Below are 16,630 nucleotides of genomic sequence, written 5' to 3'. Positions count from 1 at the left end.
AATCATGATTCTTGTAGGGTGGGCTTCTCGCCCGCCCTGAAATACAAGGGACGGGCAAGATGCCCATCCCACAAAACTAGCAAAATCATCCCGCTTTCTCTGCAACGCCAAAAAGTAATAATCGCACTCAGCACCGAAGGGTTTGAAGAAAGAGCTTCTAAGTATGGAAGAAGAAATAAATATTTATTTCGAGCGGAGAGTGCAACAAGAAATAGTAGTTAATTACGAATTACGAATTACCATAAGTTGCTTGTAAACGGCTTAAAAGATATTCTCCCGCCAGGATAGGGGGATAGATAGGCGATTGTTCTTTCTGGCAACTCTCCAAACAAGTAATTTCTGTATCATCATTAGGATGACAGAAAAAAGCCATAGAATACCGAGACTGATTTACCCTATTATCAGTGGGAATCATCACTCGATGCTTAGTTGAGCAAAACAGATGATTTGTCCACCGTTGCATTAAATCGCCAGTATTGACTATGACAGTATCAGGAATTGCAGGTGCGGCAATCCACTCTCCAGATGCTGTCTGTACTTCCAACCCGCCAATGTCATCTTGAAAAAGCAAGGTAATACTGCCATAATCGGAATGCTCACCAGCACGCACCTGTTCGGGTTTCGCTGGTGTCTGCAATGGCGGATAGTGTAATAGTCGCAAGGTATGATTTTGTTGATTATGTCTGATAGTCAAAAAATCTTCTGGCAATTCTAACGCCAACGCATAAGCTTGTAAGATTGTGTTAGCAAGTTCTGTACAGCGATCGTAGAAGGTGACAATAGAAGCATCTCTCCCGATAGCCGCTTGTTTGTTTACATTAAACGCCTCTTTTAAGTCGCCTGGTTTATTGGGGTTAAGACGTTCTCTCTCAATCCCAACGTAACCCATATTACTAAATTCATCACTCCAAGCTTGCTTTTGCTTAACTTCTAAAGGTAAATTGAAAAAAGATTTGCTGTGAGTGAATACTTCCTTGATTAGGTCTTTTGATATTACCAAATTTTGCAAGTATATAAAGCCAATTTCATGACAAGCTTCATAGATTTGTTTGATGACAGCTTGCCGATTTATTGCGTTGCTCTTAGTAAAATTAGTAAAATCAATTACTGGAATTGTGACCATTGAGAGACCATTTATAAAGTAAATCAAAAGTTAGGGTGTCTTACGGCTTTAACCTAACGCACCGTGTTATATTTTTCGGCGTAATAATTTTAATGCCCGCACTCGTTCTCCGATGCGGTATGGACACTCTTAGTTAACTAAGTGTTTTTTGTTGAAAAATTAGTGATTTTAAATATCAATACCAATGGCTGAGTTAACCTCATAACATAAGTAAAGCTAATAAATCAGCCATCTTTCCCCACTCCCTACTCCCTACTCCCCACTCCCTGTGTTTCTTGAAAGTCCTATTTAATCCAAAATCCAAAATTTAAAATCTAAAATTCTTCTGCCTCTAACTCCTAAACAACCTTGTATATTGCGTTTCATGCTGCATACTCGCTAGCGACAAACCCCAACTACAACAGGCGAGTTGATCGTCCTCTAACGTGAGAATTTCTAATGCCGCAGCACTGAGTAATGGTTGCAAATCTAGCAATAACTGCTGTCCTGCTGTTTGTCCAAGGGGGATAAGTTTTACGCCAGCAGTAATCAAATTACTTGCCCAACTGTGCAGATATCCCAGTAATGCGGCTTGGATGCTGATTTGCCAATGGGCAACGGCAATACCAAAAGCGATCGCATAATTGCAAGGATTCCCCACAGCATCTGCAATAGGTACAATCTGCGGTTCTAGTTTACCAAGTAATTGGATCAGCGATCGCCCCATTTGCCAACTAGAGGCGCGTAATTCTTCTGTTTCCCTAGCAGCCGATAACCACAGATTCCAACGGCATAGGGACTCAACATCACCTGTTTTTACAGCTTGCTGCGATCGTACCATCACCGCCGCCTCTAACCGAATTGCCCCATAAAGCAACTCTGCTTTTAACCAATCTTTGAGATGTGCGTGGTTAGCGATCGTACCATTTTCTATCAGCATTTCCAAGCCTTCAGAATAACTATATGCTCCCACAGGTAAAGCTGGGCTAGCCAACTGTAAAATACTTAAAAGATGGCTATCAGTGAGCATGATGGTGTTGTCCATAAGCTCCTAATTCTGGCTGAAACGGTACAATTTCCTCTTTAATTTCTAATCCCAGTTGTTCCAACATCTGGCGTAAAACAGAATCTGAGGACAAGCGTAAATAAGTCGAAGTAATTTCTACAGGTACGTGGCGATTTCCCAGATGGTATGCAGCCCGTAATAATAAAAGTGGTGTTTGGGCAAAGGCAGTCAGCACTAGTTCTGGTTTGGCAGTAATTCTGATTAAACTGCTATGGGTTTCTTCTTGCAAAATATCGCCATCGTGTAAGACAGTTCCTCTGGGTAAATGTAAAAACACCACTTTACCATCTTCAGTTTCAAAGCGATGACGACTGCGGGTACGTTCTTCTGCTGTCAGCGCCAGAGTAAAAGTAACAGCGGCATCGTAATTAGGTGGTTTAAGTTGGGTAAATGTCAGCATACAGAGTTTAGCCTGAACTTTTGCTTTTCATTATGGTTCTAATTTAAACACCATAGCTCCCTTGTCCGAAGGAAAAATAAAATTAAACAAAGGCAACGAGCCAAGCGATTTACTCTTACTCCGTCGTCGCGCTCAAATCTCCATCAACGCAGGTACAGAATTGCACATATTGGAAAAATCGCATACACAGTTTTCTGCAAAATGCTATGCACCATCATGCGATCGCACCAGACAAAATCATGCAACGATATTTGCATAAAAGGTGAATGCATTGTCTAGTCGTTTACTTGCTCGTGGATTTTATTTGAATTTATCCAAGGTAAATTATTTATGAATCAAGCACATCATCCTCAAAAAGCCAGTATTAAAAGTCTTCTTTGTTTATGCCTAATATCCACTGCATTCAGCCAAGCTTCGCCAGCCCAGGCACAAATCACACCCGATAATACTCTGGGTGCAGAAGCTTCTCGACTCAATCAAAATTTGATAATTAATGGCATACTGGGCGACAAAATTGATGGTGGTGCAATACGCGGCAGCAATCTTTTTCATAGTTTCAGCGAGTTTAATATCGAAAATGGGCAACGAGTCTATTTTGCTAACCCCACTGGAATAGAAAATATATTGACGCGGGTAACAGGTAGAAATGCATCAAATATTTTCGGGACATTGGGAGTTGATGGTGCAGCAAATTTGTTTTTGATTAATCCCAATGGAATTTTATTTGGGCAGAATGCGCGGTTAGATGTGCAGGGGAGTTTTGTTGGGACAACAGCCAATGGAGTGCAATTTGGGAATCAAGGTATTTTCAGTGCCACCAATCCTCAAGCACCACCATTGTTGACGGTAAATCCTTCGGCGTTGTTCTTTAATCAGATTAATCAAGGTGCAGTGATTCAAAATAACTCAATTGCACGAGCCGGAACAGACCCAGCAGGTTTTAATGCATCTGGTTTACGAGTACCTGATGGTAAAAGTTTGCTGCTAGTGGGCGGTAATGTCAGCATGGATGGCGGCGACTTAAATGCTTATGGCGGGAGAGTTGAATTAGGGGGGTTAGCAGCACCTGGAAATGTCAATCTTCTTTTTAATCGGGATAATCTCAGCTTGAAATTTCCTCTTAATGTGACTCGTGCTTCGGTATCACTTACCAATGAAGCGCGTGTGTCTGTAGAAGCTGCTGGTGGCGGTGATATTGCGATTAATGCCCGCAACATAAATATTTTGGGAGGAAGTCAGCTTTCTGCTGGTATCGCTAAAGGTTTGGGTCAACCAGAGGCGACTGCGGGAGATATTACGCTTAATGCTACCGGGGACATCAAAGTTGCTGACTCTGAGAGTAGGATTCGCAATCTTGTGCGTGAAGATTCAAAAGGCAATGGAGGTAACATTACCATCGATTCTGGCTCGTTCTCATTAGGAGATGGTGCTCTACTTAATGCCTCAACTTATGGACAAGGGAATGCAGGGAATGTGACAGTGATTGCAAAAAATGCTGTTTCCCTTGTGGGTGGCGACATCTACAATAATGTGGAAACAGGAGGTGTAGGCAACAGTGGAGGTATCAACATCAGAGGTAGTTCCCTCTCCCTCACTGATGGTGCTCAACTGCAAAGTGGAATCCGTGGAGCAGACACTGACGAGGTAGCTGGACGAGGAAATGGGGGAAGTATCAATATTAATCTAACTGGTGCGTTGACAATCTCTGGAACAAAAGACGGAAGTGCTAGTGCAATTTTCACCGATGTAGAAACGGGAGCAAGAGGTAATGGGGGAAATATAGACATCTCAAGTGGCTCATTCTCTCTAAGTGATGGCGCTCAACTTAATACCTCAACTTATGGACAGGGGAATGCAGGGAATGTGACAGTGGGTGCAAAAGATGCTGTTTCGCTTGTAAATAGTAACATTTTCAGCACTGTAGAAGCAGGAGGCGTAGGTAAAGGAGGCAATATCGACATCAATGCAGCAACACTGTCACTCACTGATGGCGCTCAACTGCTAACTGCTACTCGTGAAGCATCTGCTACCCAACCAGCAGGGCAGGGAAATGCAGGCAATGTCAATGTTAAAGTAACAGGTGCTGTTAATATTGTTGGGCAGAAAAACGGTTTTCCTAGTGCGATTTTCAGCTTGGTGAATACAGGAACGGTTGGGAATGGCGGTAACATTACCATTGATTCTGGTGACTTCTCTCTAAGTGATGGCGCTCTACTTAATGCCTCAACTTTAGGAGTGGGGAATGCAGGGAATGTGACAGTGGGTGCAAAAAATGCTATTTCCCTTGCAAATGCTTACATTTTCAGCACCGTGGAAGCAGGAGGCGTAGGTAAAGGAGGCAATATCGACATCAATGCAGCAACACTGTCACTCACTGATGGCGCTAAACTGGTTGCTAGCACTAGTGGACAAGGTTTAGATTCACCTAAGAGTCAGGGAGGAAATATTACCCTCAATACTACAGGAAAAGTAGAAGTTGCGGGAGCAGACAGTGCTATCCGCAGTACTTTGCTTTCAGAAGGAATTGGTAATGGTGGTAACGTTTTTATCAATTCTGGCTCATTCTTATTAAGAGATGGCGCTGAAATTTCTGCTTCAACTTATGGACAGGGAAATGCAGGGAATGTGACAGTGATTGCAAAAGATGCTGTTTCTCTTGCAAGTAGTACCATTTTCAATAACGTAGAATCTGGAGGTGTGGGAAACAGTGGAGGTATCAACATCAGAGGAAGTTCCCTCTCTCTCACTGATGGCGCTCAACTGCAAAGTGGAATTCTTAAAGCAGATACTGACGAGTTAGCTGGACAAGGAAATGGCGGAAATGTGGATATTAATGTTACTGGTGCGGTGACTATCTCTGGAAGAAAAGGTGGAAGTGCTAGTGCAATTTTCACCGATGTAGAAACGGGAGCAAGAGGTAATGGGGGAAATATAAACATCTCAAGTGGCTCGTTCTTCCTCAGTGATGGCGCTAAACTTATTGCCTCAACTTCTGGACAAGGAAATGGGGGAAGTGTTGATATTAATCTAACTGGTGCGTTGACAATCTCTGGAACAAAAGACGGAAGTGCTAGTGCAATTTTCACCGATGTAGAAACGGGAGCAAGAGGTAATGGGGGAAATATAAACATCTCAAGTGGCTCGTTCTCTCTAAGTGATGGCGCTCGACTGGTCGCTAGCACTGCTGGACAAGGTTTAGATTCACCTAAGAGTCAGGCAGGAAATATTACCCTCAATACCACAGGAAAAGCAGAAGTTGTGGGATCAAACAGTGCTATCCGCAGTACTCTGCTCACAGGAGGAGTTGGGAATGGGGGTAACATTTTTATCGATTCTGGTGACTTCTCTCTAAGTGATGGCGCTCAACTTTCTGCCTCAACTTTAGGAGTGGGAAATGCAGGGAATGTAACGGTAGGTGCAAAAAATGCTGTTGACCTTGCAAATAGTAACATTTTCAGCACGGTGGAAGCAGGAGGCGTAGGTAAAGGAGGCAATATCGACATCAATGCAGCAACACTGTCACTCACTGATGGCGCTCAACTGCTAACTGCTACTCGTGAAGCATCTGCTACCCAACCAGCAGGGCAGGGAAATGCAGGCAATGTCAATGTTAAAGTAACAGGTGCTGTTAATATTGTTGGGCAGAAAAACGGTTTTCCTAGTGCGATTTTCAGCTTGGTGAATACAGGAACGGTTGGGAATGGCGGTAACATTACCATTGATTCTGGTGACTTCTCTCTAAGTGATGGCGCTCTACTTAATGCCTCAACTTCAGGAGTGGGAAATGCGGGGAATGTAACGGTAGGTGCAAAAAATGCTGTTGACCTTGCAAATAGTAACATTTTCAGCACGGTGGAAGCAGGAGGCGTAGGTAAAGGAGGCAATATCGACATCAATGCAGCAACACTGTCACTCACTGATGGCGCTCAACTGCTAACTGCTACTCGTGAAGCATCTGCTACCCAACCAGCAGGGCAGGGAAATGCTGGCAATGTCAATGTTAAAGTAACAGGTACTGTTGATATTGCTGGACAGAAAAACGGTTTTCCTAGTGCGATTTTCAGCTTTGTAAACACAGGAACAGTTGGGAATGGGGGTAACATTTTTATCGATTCTAGTGACTTCTCTCTAAGTGATGGCGCTCGACTTTCTGCCTCAACTTATGGACAGGGAAATGCAGGAAATGTAACGGTACGTGCAAAAAATGCTGTTGACCTTGTAAATAGTAACATTTTCAGCACCGTGGAAGCAGGAGGCGTAGGTAAAGGAGGCAATATCGACATCAATGCAGCAACACTGTCACTCACTGATGGCGCTCAACTGCTAACTGCTACTCGTGAAGCATCTGCTACCCAACCAGCAGGGCAGGGAAATGCAGGCAATGTCAATGTTAAAGTAACAGGTGCTGTTAATATTGTTGGGCAGAAAAACGGTTTTCCTAGTGCGATTTTCAGCTTGGTGAATACAGGAACAGTTGGGAATGGGGGTAACATTTTTATCGATTCTGGTGACTTCTCTCTAAGTGATGGCGCTCGACTTGTTGCCTCAACTTTGGGACAGGGGAATGCGGGGAATGTGACAGTGGGTGCAAAAAATGCTGTTGACCTTGCAAATGGTTACATTTTAAGCACCGTAGAAGCAGGAGGCGTAGGTAAAGGAGGCAATATCGACATTAATGCAGCAACACTGTCACTCACTGATGGCGCTCTACTTGTTGCCTCAACTTTTGGACAGGGAAATGCGGGGAATGTTCGCATCAATGCAAAAGATACAGTAACTGTTTCTGGAACCAATCAAGAGACAGGATTATCTAGTGCTTTATTCACATTTACTGATTCTAATTCTCAAGGCAAAGGTGGCGATATTAATGTAAACACCAATATCTTTCACGTATCAGACGGCGCTTTACTGGATGCACGCACTACAAATAATCAAAAGGGTGGCGATATTACGGTAAATGCAAATGTCTTTGAAGCACTCAACGGCGGACAACTCACCAGTACTACCTCAAGCAATGGACGTGCAGGTAAAATAACTGTCAACGCTACTGATAAAGTAATAATTAGTGGTATTGATCCTAGTTACAGCGATCGCATTACTAAATTTCCTGATAACGTACTAAATATCGATGCTAACAGTGGCTTGTTTGTCAATTCCAAAGGTTCAGGAATCACAGGCGACATCGAAATCAACTCACCCAAAATTACCTTAGACAATCAAGGTAAACTCAACGCCGAATCTGCATCTGGTAACGGTGGTAATATCAACGCCAACAGCGACTTCCTCTTACTCCGTCATGGCGCTCAAATTTCCACCAACGCAGGTACAGAAAAATTAGGTGGCAATGGCGGTAATATTAATATCAACTCAAAATTTATCGTTGCAGTTCCCAAAGAAAACAGCGATATCAGCGCTAATGCCTTTACAGGAACAGGTGGAAACATCCAAATCAACTCGCAAGGTATTTTCGGTATCGAATCGCGTCCAAAACTAACCGAAAAAAGTGATATTACCGCCAGTTCGGAATTAGGCGTTTCTGGTGTAACAAATATCAATACACCCGATAACAGTTCTATTCAAAATAGCTTCACCGGATTATCACCAAACGTTATCGATACTAATGCACTCATTGCCAATAGCTGCATTTCACGCGCCACCAAGCGACAAGAAAACTCTTTTACCATTACAGGTTCTGGTGCTTTACGCTATACTCCAGGAGATGTGTTAACTTCTGCCTATACAACTGGTGATGTACGTAGTGTTGAACCAACACCACGTCCTTGGAAAAAAGGCGACCCAATAATTGAACCACAAGGATTGTATCGATTACCCAATGGACAATTAATTTTGAGTCGAAGTTGTTCAAATTGAAGAAGAATTCAGAAGTCAGAATTCAGGAGTCAGAATCAAGACGCGACGCTCGAGTACTCGCTAACGCTGCTTTATCAGTCTGGGATTCAGACCCGCGACTGAATTGTTGCACCACCAAATTGAAAATTTGGTGGGGGCGCAAAAACGCCGATTATTCATCTACCAGTCGTACAGAATTCATTCTGAATTCTGACTCCTGACTCCTGAATTCTGTTCGATAAATATTGCACATATCGGAAAAATCGCATACACAGTTTTCTGCAAAATGGGATGCACCATCATGCGATCGCACCATCCAATTCATGCAACTATATATGCATAAATGGTGAATGAATTACCTAGTCATCTCCCTTAATCTGAGTATTAAAGAAACGGTTAATGAGTCGAAACAGACAACAAGCATAAATTTATTAACCGTTGCTGATGAAAATTTCGTAATTTTTATTCACTCAGATTGAGAGGTTTATGATGTTTTCCAAACTATTCCGCAACACACTTTTAGCAACAGCTTTGACATTACCAATAGTACCATTAACCAGCCAAAATGCTCTTGCAGATAATCGAGATTTCTTTGTATACAACAATAACGAATTAGAAATTACTCAATTGTATGTATCATCAACAGTATCGAAATATTGGGGTAGTAATATTCTCAATTCAGATATTGTTAATGGTTCATCTGACACCATTAGCTTTGACAATAATAGTAATCATTGTACTTATGATGTCAAAGCCATTTATAGTGATGGCACTTATGATGTCATGCGTCATGCCGATCTTTGCAGCACCTATGGAATAACTTTCTATGGTCATGGAGGCGACCATCAATAATCTTAGAGATTTCCAAATCATTTCTTGATGATTGCATAAAAATGTAAATCATCAAGAAAACTATTATGGTATTTTAATTAAATAATAATATCATGTTTCAGACTTCATCTGAGAAACACAATTCTAGAAAATCTACTAACATCATGTCTGCTTGATTAATTATTAATCTGGACATGATATGACATCATATCTGCTTGATTAATTATTAAGCAGAAGTCGGATATCTGGGTATTTTATTCTCTCAGATATAGGACTCATATTTGATTGTGTGAAAAAAACTCAGTACACCTTTATTCCTTCTTCCTAGTACACCACGGCGTAAATAGAGCAACCATTTAAAATCCCTAAAAAGTCCATTCCATAATACTTTTGACTTTTGACTTTTGACTTTTGACTTCCGCCTTGCGGTACTAGTCCCCAGTCCCCAGTCCCTACGAGTAATTCACCGAATCAAATCGGATTGCTATACCCGATGTGATTCGCAAAAATTCTTTTAAAAATTTTACATATCATATATCAACAATGGGTTCATACTTTCGGTTTCAAAAACTTTTTTTCATATTATTTACCTGCATCAACATCACTCCACTTGCAGTATTTGCACAATCGACACCCCCATCAGGAGTCACAATTCCCCCCAATACACCAGGGAAAGTTGAAGAAACTTTACCCCAACCATCACCGACACCAACTCTACCCCAACCATCACCGACACCAACTGTTCCTATACTTCCATCACCCCTACAGGAAAATCTACCCGATACAGCTTTTCCTAGTGGTGAAAAGTTTTTTGTCAAAGAAATTCATGTCACAGGTTATTCTGTTTTAGAAGATGAAATCATCAAGTTAAAACAGCCGTTAGAAAATACAAACATCACATTTGAGCAGTTATTGCAACTGCGATCGCAAATCACTAAACTTTATGTTGATAATGGCTATATCACCAGTGGTGCATTTATTTCCAACAATCAAAATGTCGCTAGCGGTGTCGTGCAAATCCAAGTTGTGGAAGGCGAACTCGAAGGAATTTCCATTTTAGGGTTACAAAGATTGCAGCCCGGATATGTGCGTTCCCGGATTGAACGGCTTGCAGGTAAGCCTTTAAATCAAAAAAGCCTCGAACAAGCGCTACAATTATTACAACTTGACCCGGTGATTCAACGAGTTAATGCTGAGTTAACCGCAGGTAGCACTCCCGGAAATAATATTTTACAGGTGACAATTACCGAATCACCACCCTTTCACCTTGGAGTTGCCTTTGCAAATAACCAATCAACTAGCGTAGGCTCAGAACAAGGGAGTGTTTTTCTTGCTCATGATAATTTATTAGGATTTGGGGATAAATTTAGTGCTGAATATGCTGGTAGCGAAGGTTTAGACATTTACGATATCAATTATTCTATTCCCTTTAACGCCTTAGATGGAACCATCGGTGTCCGCTACAGCAACAGCGCTAGCCGCATTATTGAAAGCGAATTTCGTGACTTAAATATTCGCAGTGAAGCCGAAACTCTTTCTTTTAATGTCCGTCAACCGCTAATCCACACGCCAAACAGAGAATTTGCTCTCGGTTTAGCATTCGATTTACGGCGCAGTCAAACTTACATCCTCAATGATATCCCCTTCTCCTTTACCGAAGGGCCCGAAGATGGGGAATCAAGAGTTACGGTAATCCGCTTTTCTCAAGATTGGTTACAACGTAATGCTAACAGTGTTTTAGCAGCGCGATCGCAATTTAGTTTTGGGATTGATGCAATTGACGCAACCGTTAACGATAGTGGTACCGATGGGCGCTTTTTCTCTTGGGTGGGACAATTTCAATGGGTACAACGACTATCTCCCCGCATCTTGATGCTAGCCAAAGTTAATACTCAACTTACTCCTGATTCCTTACTTTCATTGGAAAAAATTAGCATTGGGGGAGTTGATACAGTGCGCGGTTACGATCAAAATCAAATTGTGGCTGACAATGGGGTAGTTGGAGGTATGGAAGTTCGGATTCCCCTGGCCTCAAAAGTGGAAATTATACAGCTAATTCCATTTTTTGACATCGGTACAGCTTGGAATAATCGCGGTATTAATGCCGACCCGCAAACCATTGCCAGCTTGGGATTAGGCTTGAACTGGCAACCTTTTAACGGTTTAGTATTGCGTGCAGACTATGGTATACCATTAATTGGCACAAGCGATCGCGGTAATTCGCTGCAAGAGAATGGCTTTAATTTTTCAGTGCGCTATCAGCCGTTTTGAAAGCGAGATTTCTAAATTGAGTAGGTAGGCATAATTCAACATAAAATAAAATCCTAGTTTATAGTGAGCGATTCATCCCTCAAAGCAAGGATTACTACTAAACTTGATGAACCAAATACAAGCCGAACCAAAAACATTTACTTTCGATGAATTTATCGAATGGTATCCAGAAACCTCACAACTGCGCTACGAATTACATAATGGGGTAATTGTTGAAATGCCTAAGCCTAGAGGCAAACATTCCAAATTAACAGGTTCCCTGATTGAAAAACTACTTATAACTATTAGAGAGACAGCTAAAGGCGATATTTGGTTTATTCCTAGAGAATCGATAGTTAAACCTAATCGCCATCAGTCAGGTTACGAACCGGATATCATTGTTCTGAACCAAGAAACTATTGATACTGAAACACGTTGGGAAAGTGAATCAGTTATTCAAAATTCAACTTCCGTCAAATTAATAGTAGAAGTTGTGAGCAGCAATTGGCGTGACGATTACTACGACAAATTTGGGGACTATGAGGAGATGGGTATCCCCGAATACTGGATTGTAGATTATGCTGGGTTAGGGGGACGTGATTTTATTGGGAACCCCAAACAACCTGCTCTTTTCGTGTGCGAACTAGTTGATGGAGAATATATAAAAAAACTATTCAGGGGTAGTGATGTGATTACCTCCCCCACCTTTCCCAAACTTAACCTAACCGCGCAACAGGTTTTTGATTTAGCTCTGTAACAGAAAATGGTAGAATCTTCGAGCATAACCTTCTCTCTCATCGCGTTTAAAAGCTTTAACAAAACTATCGGCTAAAACTTCTCGCGTCCACGGTGCTTGAGCGATAATCACTTCCGCAATGGCAATACTCATCTGGGTGTCATCAGTATAGCTACCAGGATTGAGTCGAAAACGCGGATGTTCAACGTATCGACTCAAATCATTGTTAGCGATCGTTTCGTCAGCATATTTAAAACCTACACCGTAGGCATCTGCAATCGCTAACTCTAGCAGCATCAGGGTATTAAGCTAAAAACGGACGCGCCAGAAAAAAGCTAGAAACTGATTTAGCGTCTACCGGTTCTCCCTCCAGAATAGCTTTTTCTAGTTCTTCAGGAGTCATAAATACAGTTTCGATATCTTCATCTCCATCTTGTGGTGGTGGTGTCTCCAGCTTTTCTAAATCTCGCGCCAGAAAAGCATAGATAATTTCATCAGAATAGCCAGGAGCTAGGAAAAATTCGCCTAACTTATCCCATTTTTGGGCACTGTAGCCAGTTTCTTCAGCAATTTCACGCTGTATTGTTTCTAAAGGCTCTTCACTTGCTTCCACTGTTCCCGCCGGAAATTCTAATATCCGTCCCTGAATTGCAAAACGGTACTGGCGCACCAGTATAAGTTTACCTTCTGCTGTCACTGGTACAGCTAAGGCACCACCAGGGTGACGAATACATTCCCATTCTCCTTCCGATTTATTCGGCAAACGCAAGCGATTAACTTCAAAATCAAACTTGCGTCCTTTATGAAACAGGCGTTGTCTCAGCAGTTGTGGTAATTCTCTACCTAATGGCATAGTAAAATCTGATTATCTGTGAATACAGAGCAAAAATCAGTGTTCTTCTGCTTTTAAGGATGGTGTTTTTAATTGTCCATCCATAAATGTACATCAGAACAGTCTACCTCTTTCAGCAGCTCTTTAATAACACAGCCGGAAACTGGTTCTATCCAATCTGGGGCAATTTCTGCCAGGGGGACTAACACAAAGGCCCGATCCCGCATTCGTGGATGTGGAATCTGGAGATTTGGTGTATCCAAAATAATGTCATCATATAATAACAAATCTAAATCTAGGGTTCGTGGCCCCCAGCGTTCCTGACGCACGCGCCCAAATTGTTGTTCAATTCCTAACAAAATTTCTAATAACTGCTGGGGGAGTATTTCTACCTGCAATGTGACGCAGCCATTGAGGTAATCTGGCTGTGGTGGCCCGACAGCTTTGGTTTGATACCAATGGGATCTAGTTTCTAAAACAATACCTGGTGTTTGGGCTAAAGTCTCGATAGCTGCTTCTAAAATTGTTTGGGAATCGCCGATATTACTACCAAGAGCAACGGCGCTTCGTCTTAACTCTGCTTCGTCGTAGCCTGGTGTAGACATTATACTTTCCTGAAATAAGCCGTTTTCGGGCTGTCTTTGGGGATATTTGTCAATAGCTTTTATATTCGCAGTAGTTATCAAAATTAAAGCTTTTTTACAAAACTAAATTAACCAAATTTAAAAAACATTATCTTATAGTGAATTCAGTTAATTATTTATAGGATATTATACTAAACACAATGGTAGTGCTATAACCCCAAAGTTGATTAATTGTGGTTATACAATTGCTTACTACTTTGAGCGAGGAACTGACGTGGGGAAGCTTACCTCCTGGTTCAAGCGAAGACCAACTAATTTGAGTGACTCTGGACAAGGAGGAACGAATGAGAGCTTACCACCAGCACATCTGGCGCAGACGAGGCAGTTACTGAGCAAAATGAAAATTTTACCATCTAGGATGAGGGTCAATCGGGCAACTGGCGCTAGACCACTCTATCGCCGCATCTGGTTTTGGGCGGGTTTGGGTGTTGGTGGTGGGATACTTGCCTCGATCTACGGCATCAGTTTAATAGATCGGACTTTGCCAGATAAGTCCGAGTTGAATGCTGTGTTTCGAGAGCAAACACTGACCATTAAAGCTGCTGATGGCAGCATATTACAACAACAAGGTGAAGCGACCAGAGAACAGCTAAAGCTAGAACAAATACCAGATAATTTAAAAAAAGCTTTCATCGCCTCAGAAGATCGAAGATTTAAGCAACACAACGGAGTCGATGCGCAAGGGATTGTCAGAGCGGGTTTGAATAATTTGCGATCGCAAGGTGTGGTAGAAGGTGGTAGCACCATCACCCAACAACTAGCCCGGATTCTGTTTTTGAAACAAGAGCAGACAATCTGGCGCAAACTCAAGGAAGTCCGCCTAGCCCAAAAAATGGAGCAAGAATTAACCAAAGATCAGATTTTAGAGCGTTACCTAAATCTGGTTTATTTGGGATCTGGAGCTTATGGTGTGGCAGATGCCGCCTGGGTATACTTTAGTAAGTCGCCAGATCAACTTTCCCTCGCCCAAATGGCAACGATTGCTGGATTAGCTCCTGCTCCTAGCTTATACGCCCCAGATAAAAATCCCGAAGCGGCAAAACGGCGGCGTGACTTAGTATTACTACGGATGCAGGAAGATAAAGTAATTACACCAGAGCAAAGGCAAGCAGCCGTTCAGGAGCCATTAACCCTCAAAAGCAGTTCACCCAAGCGAGTCCAAGTAGAATCACCCTACTTTACCAGCTACATCCAAAAAGAATTGCCCAAGTATGTCTCTCCTAATGTGCTCAAAAGTGGAGGTCTAGTAGTAGAAACCACGCTTAACCCAAGTTGGCAGAAAGTGGCAGAAGAGGCAGTTGCGAAAACATTGCGAAATCAAGGACGCTGGGAAAACTTTAAGCAAGCTGCAATGGTGGCCATAGACCCCCGAAACGGTGAAATTAAGGCAATGGTTGGGGGAAAAGACTTTGGTAAAAATCAGTTTAATCGAGTTACCCAGGCACAACGGCAGCCAGGATCGACATTTAAAGGGTTTGTATATGCAACTGCGATCGCTACCGGTAAAAGCCCTTACGATAGCTACGAAGATGCACCCTTTGTCGTAGACGGCTATGAACCGAAAAACTATAGTGAAAACTTCCGGGGTTCAATGAACATCCGAGATGCCCTCACCCGCTCTGTTAATATTGTTGCGGTCAAGGTGTTGATTGATGTAGGATTTACCCCAACGATTAAACTTGCCCATGATATGGGGATAACATCTGAACTCAAGCCTACTTACTCCTTGGCTCTTGGTTCAAATGAAGTCAATCTGCTAGAGTTGACCAGCGCTTATGGCAGTTTTGCGACTCAGGGATTGCACGCAGAACCTCATGGTATTACCCGCATTCTCAACCGCCAAGGCAAAGTCATCTGGTCAGCTAATTTCAAGTCAAAACGCGCCCTTGACGCTGACAGTGCCGCCATCATGACTTGGATGCTACGCAACGTCGTCCAAGCGGGAACTGGTGGCGCTGCCCAATTAGATAATAGACCAGTTGCCGGCAAAACCGGCACCTCCGACGAAGCCCGCGATTTATGGTTTATTGGCTACATTCCTCAGATGGTGACAGGGGTATGGCTAGGTAACGATGACAACCGCCCCACTTATGGCAGTAGTAGTAGTGCCGCTTACACTTGGCACGAATTTATGGAAAAAGCGGTAGAGGGGATGCCTGTAGAAAAGTTTCCCAAACGACCCAAGTTAGACGGTCGCAAAGGCACTATCAAAGCCCAGTCTATCAAGCCCAAACAAGTGCTGAATCGTTCTATTGCCTCTAAAGATGATGACTCAGAGGGGGAAAGTGCGAGAAATTCTGAGGAGAGTGGTTCATCTCAAAGACGTAGAAGAAGGAGAAGCTATTCTCAAGAAGAACAGCAATCGAGCGATTATACCCCAAGACGGAGAAGGCGCGATCGCAGCGAATCAAGGTCTAGTAACTCCTCCTCCGAATCATCTACTCCACGGCGACGCTCTAGAAGAGTAGAATCTGATTCTCCTCGACCTCGAAGAACTCGGCGAGAGTTGCCTTCCGCAAATAGTTCCGGTTCTTCTGGTTCTTCATCGTCACAACCATCTTGGCGGGATAGACTTAGACCTTCTCAATAGTAATGAGAAGTGGGCATTAGACCTAGCTTGAAAATAGGGACTGGGGACTGGGGACTGGGGACTGGGAAAGAAGTATTTTCATTGTTCCTTGTGAGCGCCGCTCATGGAGCAATACGGTTCAGATAAGCTTTTTTTCTCCCCCTGCTTCCCCTGCATCCCCTGCTCCCCCTGCCTGCCTCAACGGATAAATTTCCTTAACTGAACCGTATTGGCTCATGGAGTCTCTTGCAAAAGTCCCCATTACCCCACCCCCAGCCCCTAAGAGCAGGCTCTTATACCATTTCACTAAAAAAATGATAAAGATAGTTAAAGAAGAAATATGAGCAGAC

The 16,630-nt window shown here is 42.7% G+C and carries 13 protein-coding genes; 6 read left to right on the top strand and 7 right to left on the bottom strand.

Annotated elements, in window-relative coordinates:
* Positions 1-229: 229 nt before the first annotated feature.
* The 3 genes from RMY63_RS30325 to ureE form a co-directional block, all read right to left on the bottom strand.
* On the bottom strand, positions 230-1,123 hold the full coding sequence (locus RMY63_RS30325) for an isopenicillin N synthase family dioxygenase (RefSeq protein ID WP_322732269.1): 894 nt from the start codon (positions 1,121-1,123) through the stop codon (positions 230-232).
* A 331-nt stretch (positions 1,124-1,454) separates the two neighbouring features.
* Positions 1,455-2,147: an urease accessory protein UreF gene (locus RMY63_RS30320; RefSeq protein WP_322732268.1), complete on the bottom strand. Its 693-nt coding sequence runs from the start codon at positions 2,145-2,147 to the stop codon at positions 1,455-1,457.
* Positions 2,122-2,568 (bottom strand): urease accessory protein UreE, encoded by a 447-nt coding sequence (gene ureE / locus RMY63_RS30315; protein ID WP_322732267.1) that lies wholly within the window; start codon positions 2,566-2,568, stop codon positions 2,122-2,124. The genes RMY63_RS30320 and ureE overlap by 26 nt, the downstream gene beginning before the upstream one ends.
* A gap of 61 nt (positions 2,569-2,629) precedes the next feature.
* Here ureE and RMY63_RS30310 point away from each other — a divergent pair, with 61 nt between their 5' ends.
* The 5 genes from RMY63_RS30310 to RMY63_RS30290 all read left to right on the top strand — a co-directional run bounded on the left by RMY63_RS30310 (position 2,630) and on the right by RMY63_RS30290 (position 12,256).
* Entirely contained in the window at positions 2,630-2,827 is a 198-nt protein-coding gene (locus tag RMY63_RS30310; protein WP_322732266.1) for a hypothetical protein, read from the top strand.
* Between the two features lie 71 nt (positions 2,828-2,898).
* Positions 2,899-8,439 (top strand): filamentous hemagglutinin N-terminal domain-containing protein, encoded by a 5,541-nt coding sequence (locus RMY63_RS30305; RefSeq protein ID WP_322732265.1) that lies wholly within the window; start codon positions 2,899-2,901, stop codon positions 8,437-8,439.
* A 465-nt stretch (positions 8,440-8,904) separates the two neighbouring features.
* Positions 8,905-9,270: a hypothetical protein gene (locus tag RMY63_RS30300; RefSeq protein WP_322732264.1), complete on the top strand. Its 366-nt coding sequence runs from the start codon at positions 8,905-8,907 to the stop codon at positions 9,268-9,270.
* Positions 9,271-9,792: 522 nt separating this feature from the next.
* Positions 9,793-11,520 carry a ShlB/FhaC/HecB family hemolysin secretion/activation protein gene (locus RMY63_RS30295; protein WP_322732263.1) on the top strand — a complete coding sequence of 576 codons (1,728 nt, stop codon included), beginning with the start codon at positions 9,793-9,795 and terminating at the stop codon, positions 11,518-11,520.
* 106 nt (positions 11,521-11,626) lie between these two features.
* A complete protein-coding gene (locus RMY63_RS30290) occupies positions 11,627-12,256 on the top strand; it encodes a Uma2 family endonuclease (RefSeq protein WP_322732262.1) in 630 nt (209 codons plus the stop codon).
* Here RMY63_RS30290 and RMY63_RS30285 read toward each other — a convergent pair.
* From RMY63_RS30285 to folK, 3 genes are all read right to left on the bottom strand, one after another.
* Entirely contained in the window at positions 12,245-12,532 is a 288-nt protein-coding gene (locus tag RMY63_RS30285; RefSeq protein ID WP_322732261.1) for an ADP-ribosylglycohydrolase family protein, read from the bottom strand. The two genes, RMY63_RS30290 and RMY63_RS30285, sit on opposite strands and share 12 nt — an antisense overlap.
* 7 nt (positions 12,533-12,539) lie before the next feature.
* Complete coding sequence (locus RMY63_RS30280; protein WP_322732260.1) at positions 12,540-13,088, bottom strand: NUDIX hydrolase; 549 nt, start codon at positions 13,086-13,088, stop codon at positions 12,540-12,542.
* 68 nt (positions 13,089-13,156) lie between these two features.
* Positions 13,157-13,672, bottom strand: coding sequence for a 2-amino-4-hydroxy-6-hydroxymethyldihydropteridine diphosphokinase (gene folK, locus RMY63_RS30275; RefSeq protein WP_322732259.1), 516 nt, complete (start codon positions 13,670-13,672; stop codon positions 13,157-13,159).
* A 253-nt stretch (positions 13,673-13,925) separates the two neighbouring features.
* On the opposite strand from folK, the gene RMY63_RS30270 reads away from it, so the two are divergent.
* The gene (locus tag RMY63_RS30270) at positions 13,926-16,301 is read left to right on the top strand and encodes a penicillin-binding protein 1A (protein WP_322732258.1); all 2,376 of its coding nucleotides are present in this window, start codon (positions 13,926-13,928) and stop codon (positions 16,299-16,301) included.
* A 118-nt stretch (positions 16,302-16,419) separates the two neighbouring features.
* Here the strand turns inward: RMY63_RS30270 and RMY63_RS30265 are convergent.
* Positions 16,420-16,630: hypothetical protein (locus RMY63_RS30265; RefSeq protein WP_322732257.1), on the bottom strand; the 211-nt coding region annotated here is incomplete at its 5' end.

Origin of the sequence: Nostoc sp. ChiQUE01b (assembly GCF_034531255.1) — a bacterium.
Taxonomy (GTDB): Bacteria; Cyanobacteriota; Cyanobacteriia; order Cyanobacteriales; family Nostocaceae; genus Nostoc.
Note: the sequence above shows the minus strand (reverse complement) of the source record. Positions and strands in the feature narration are given on the sequence as shown.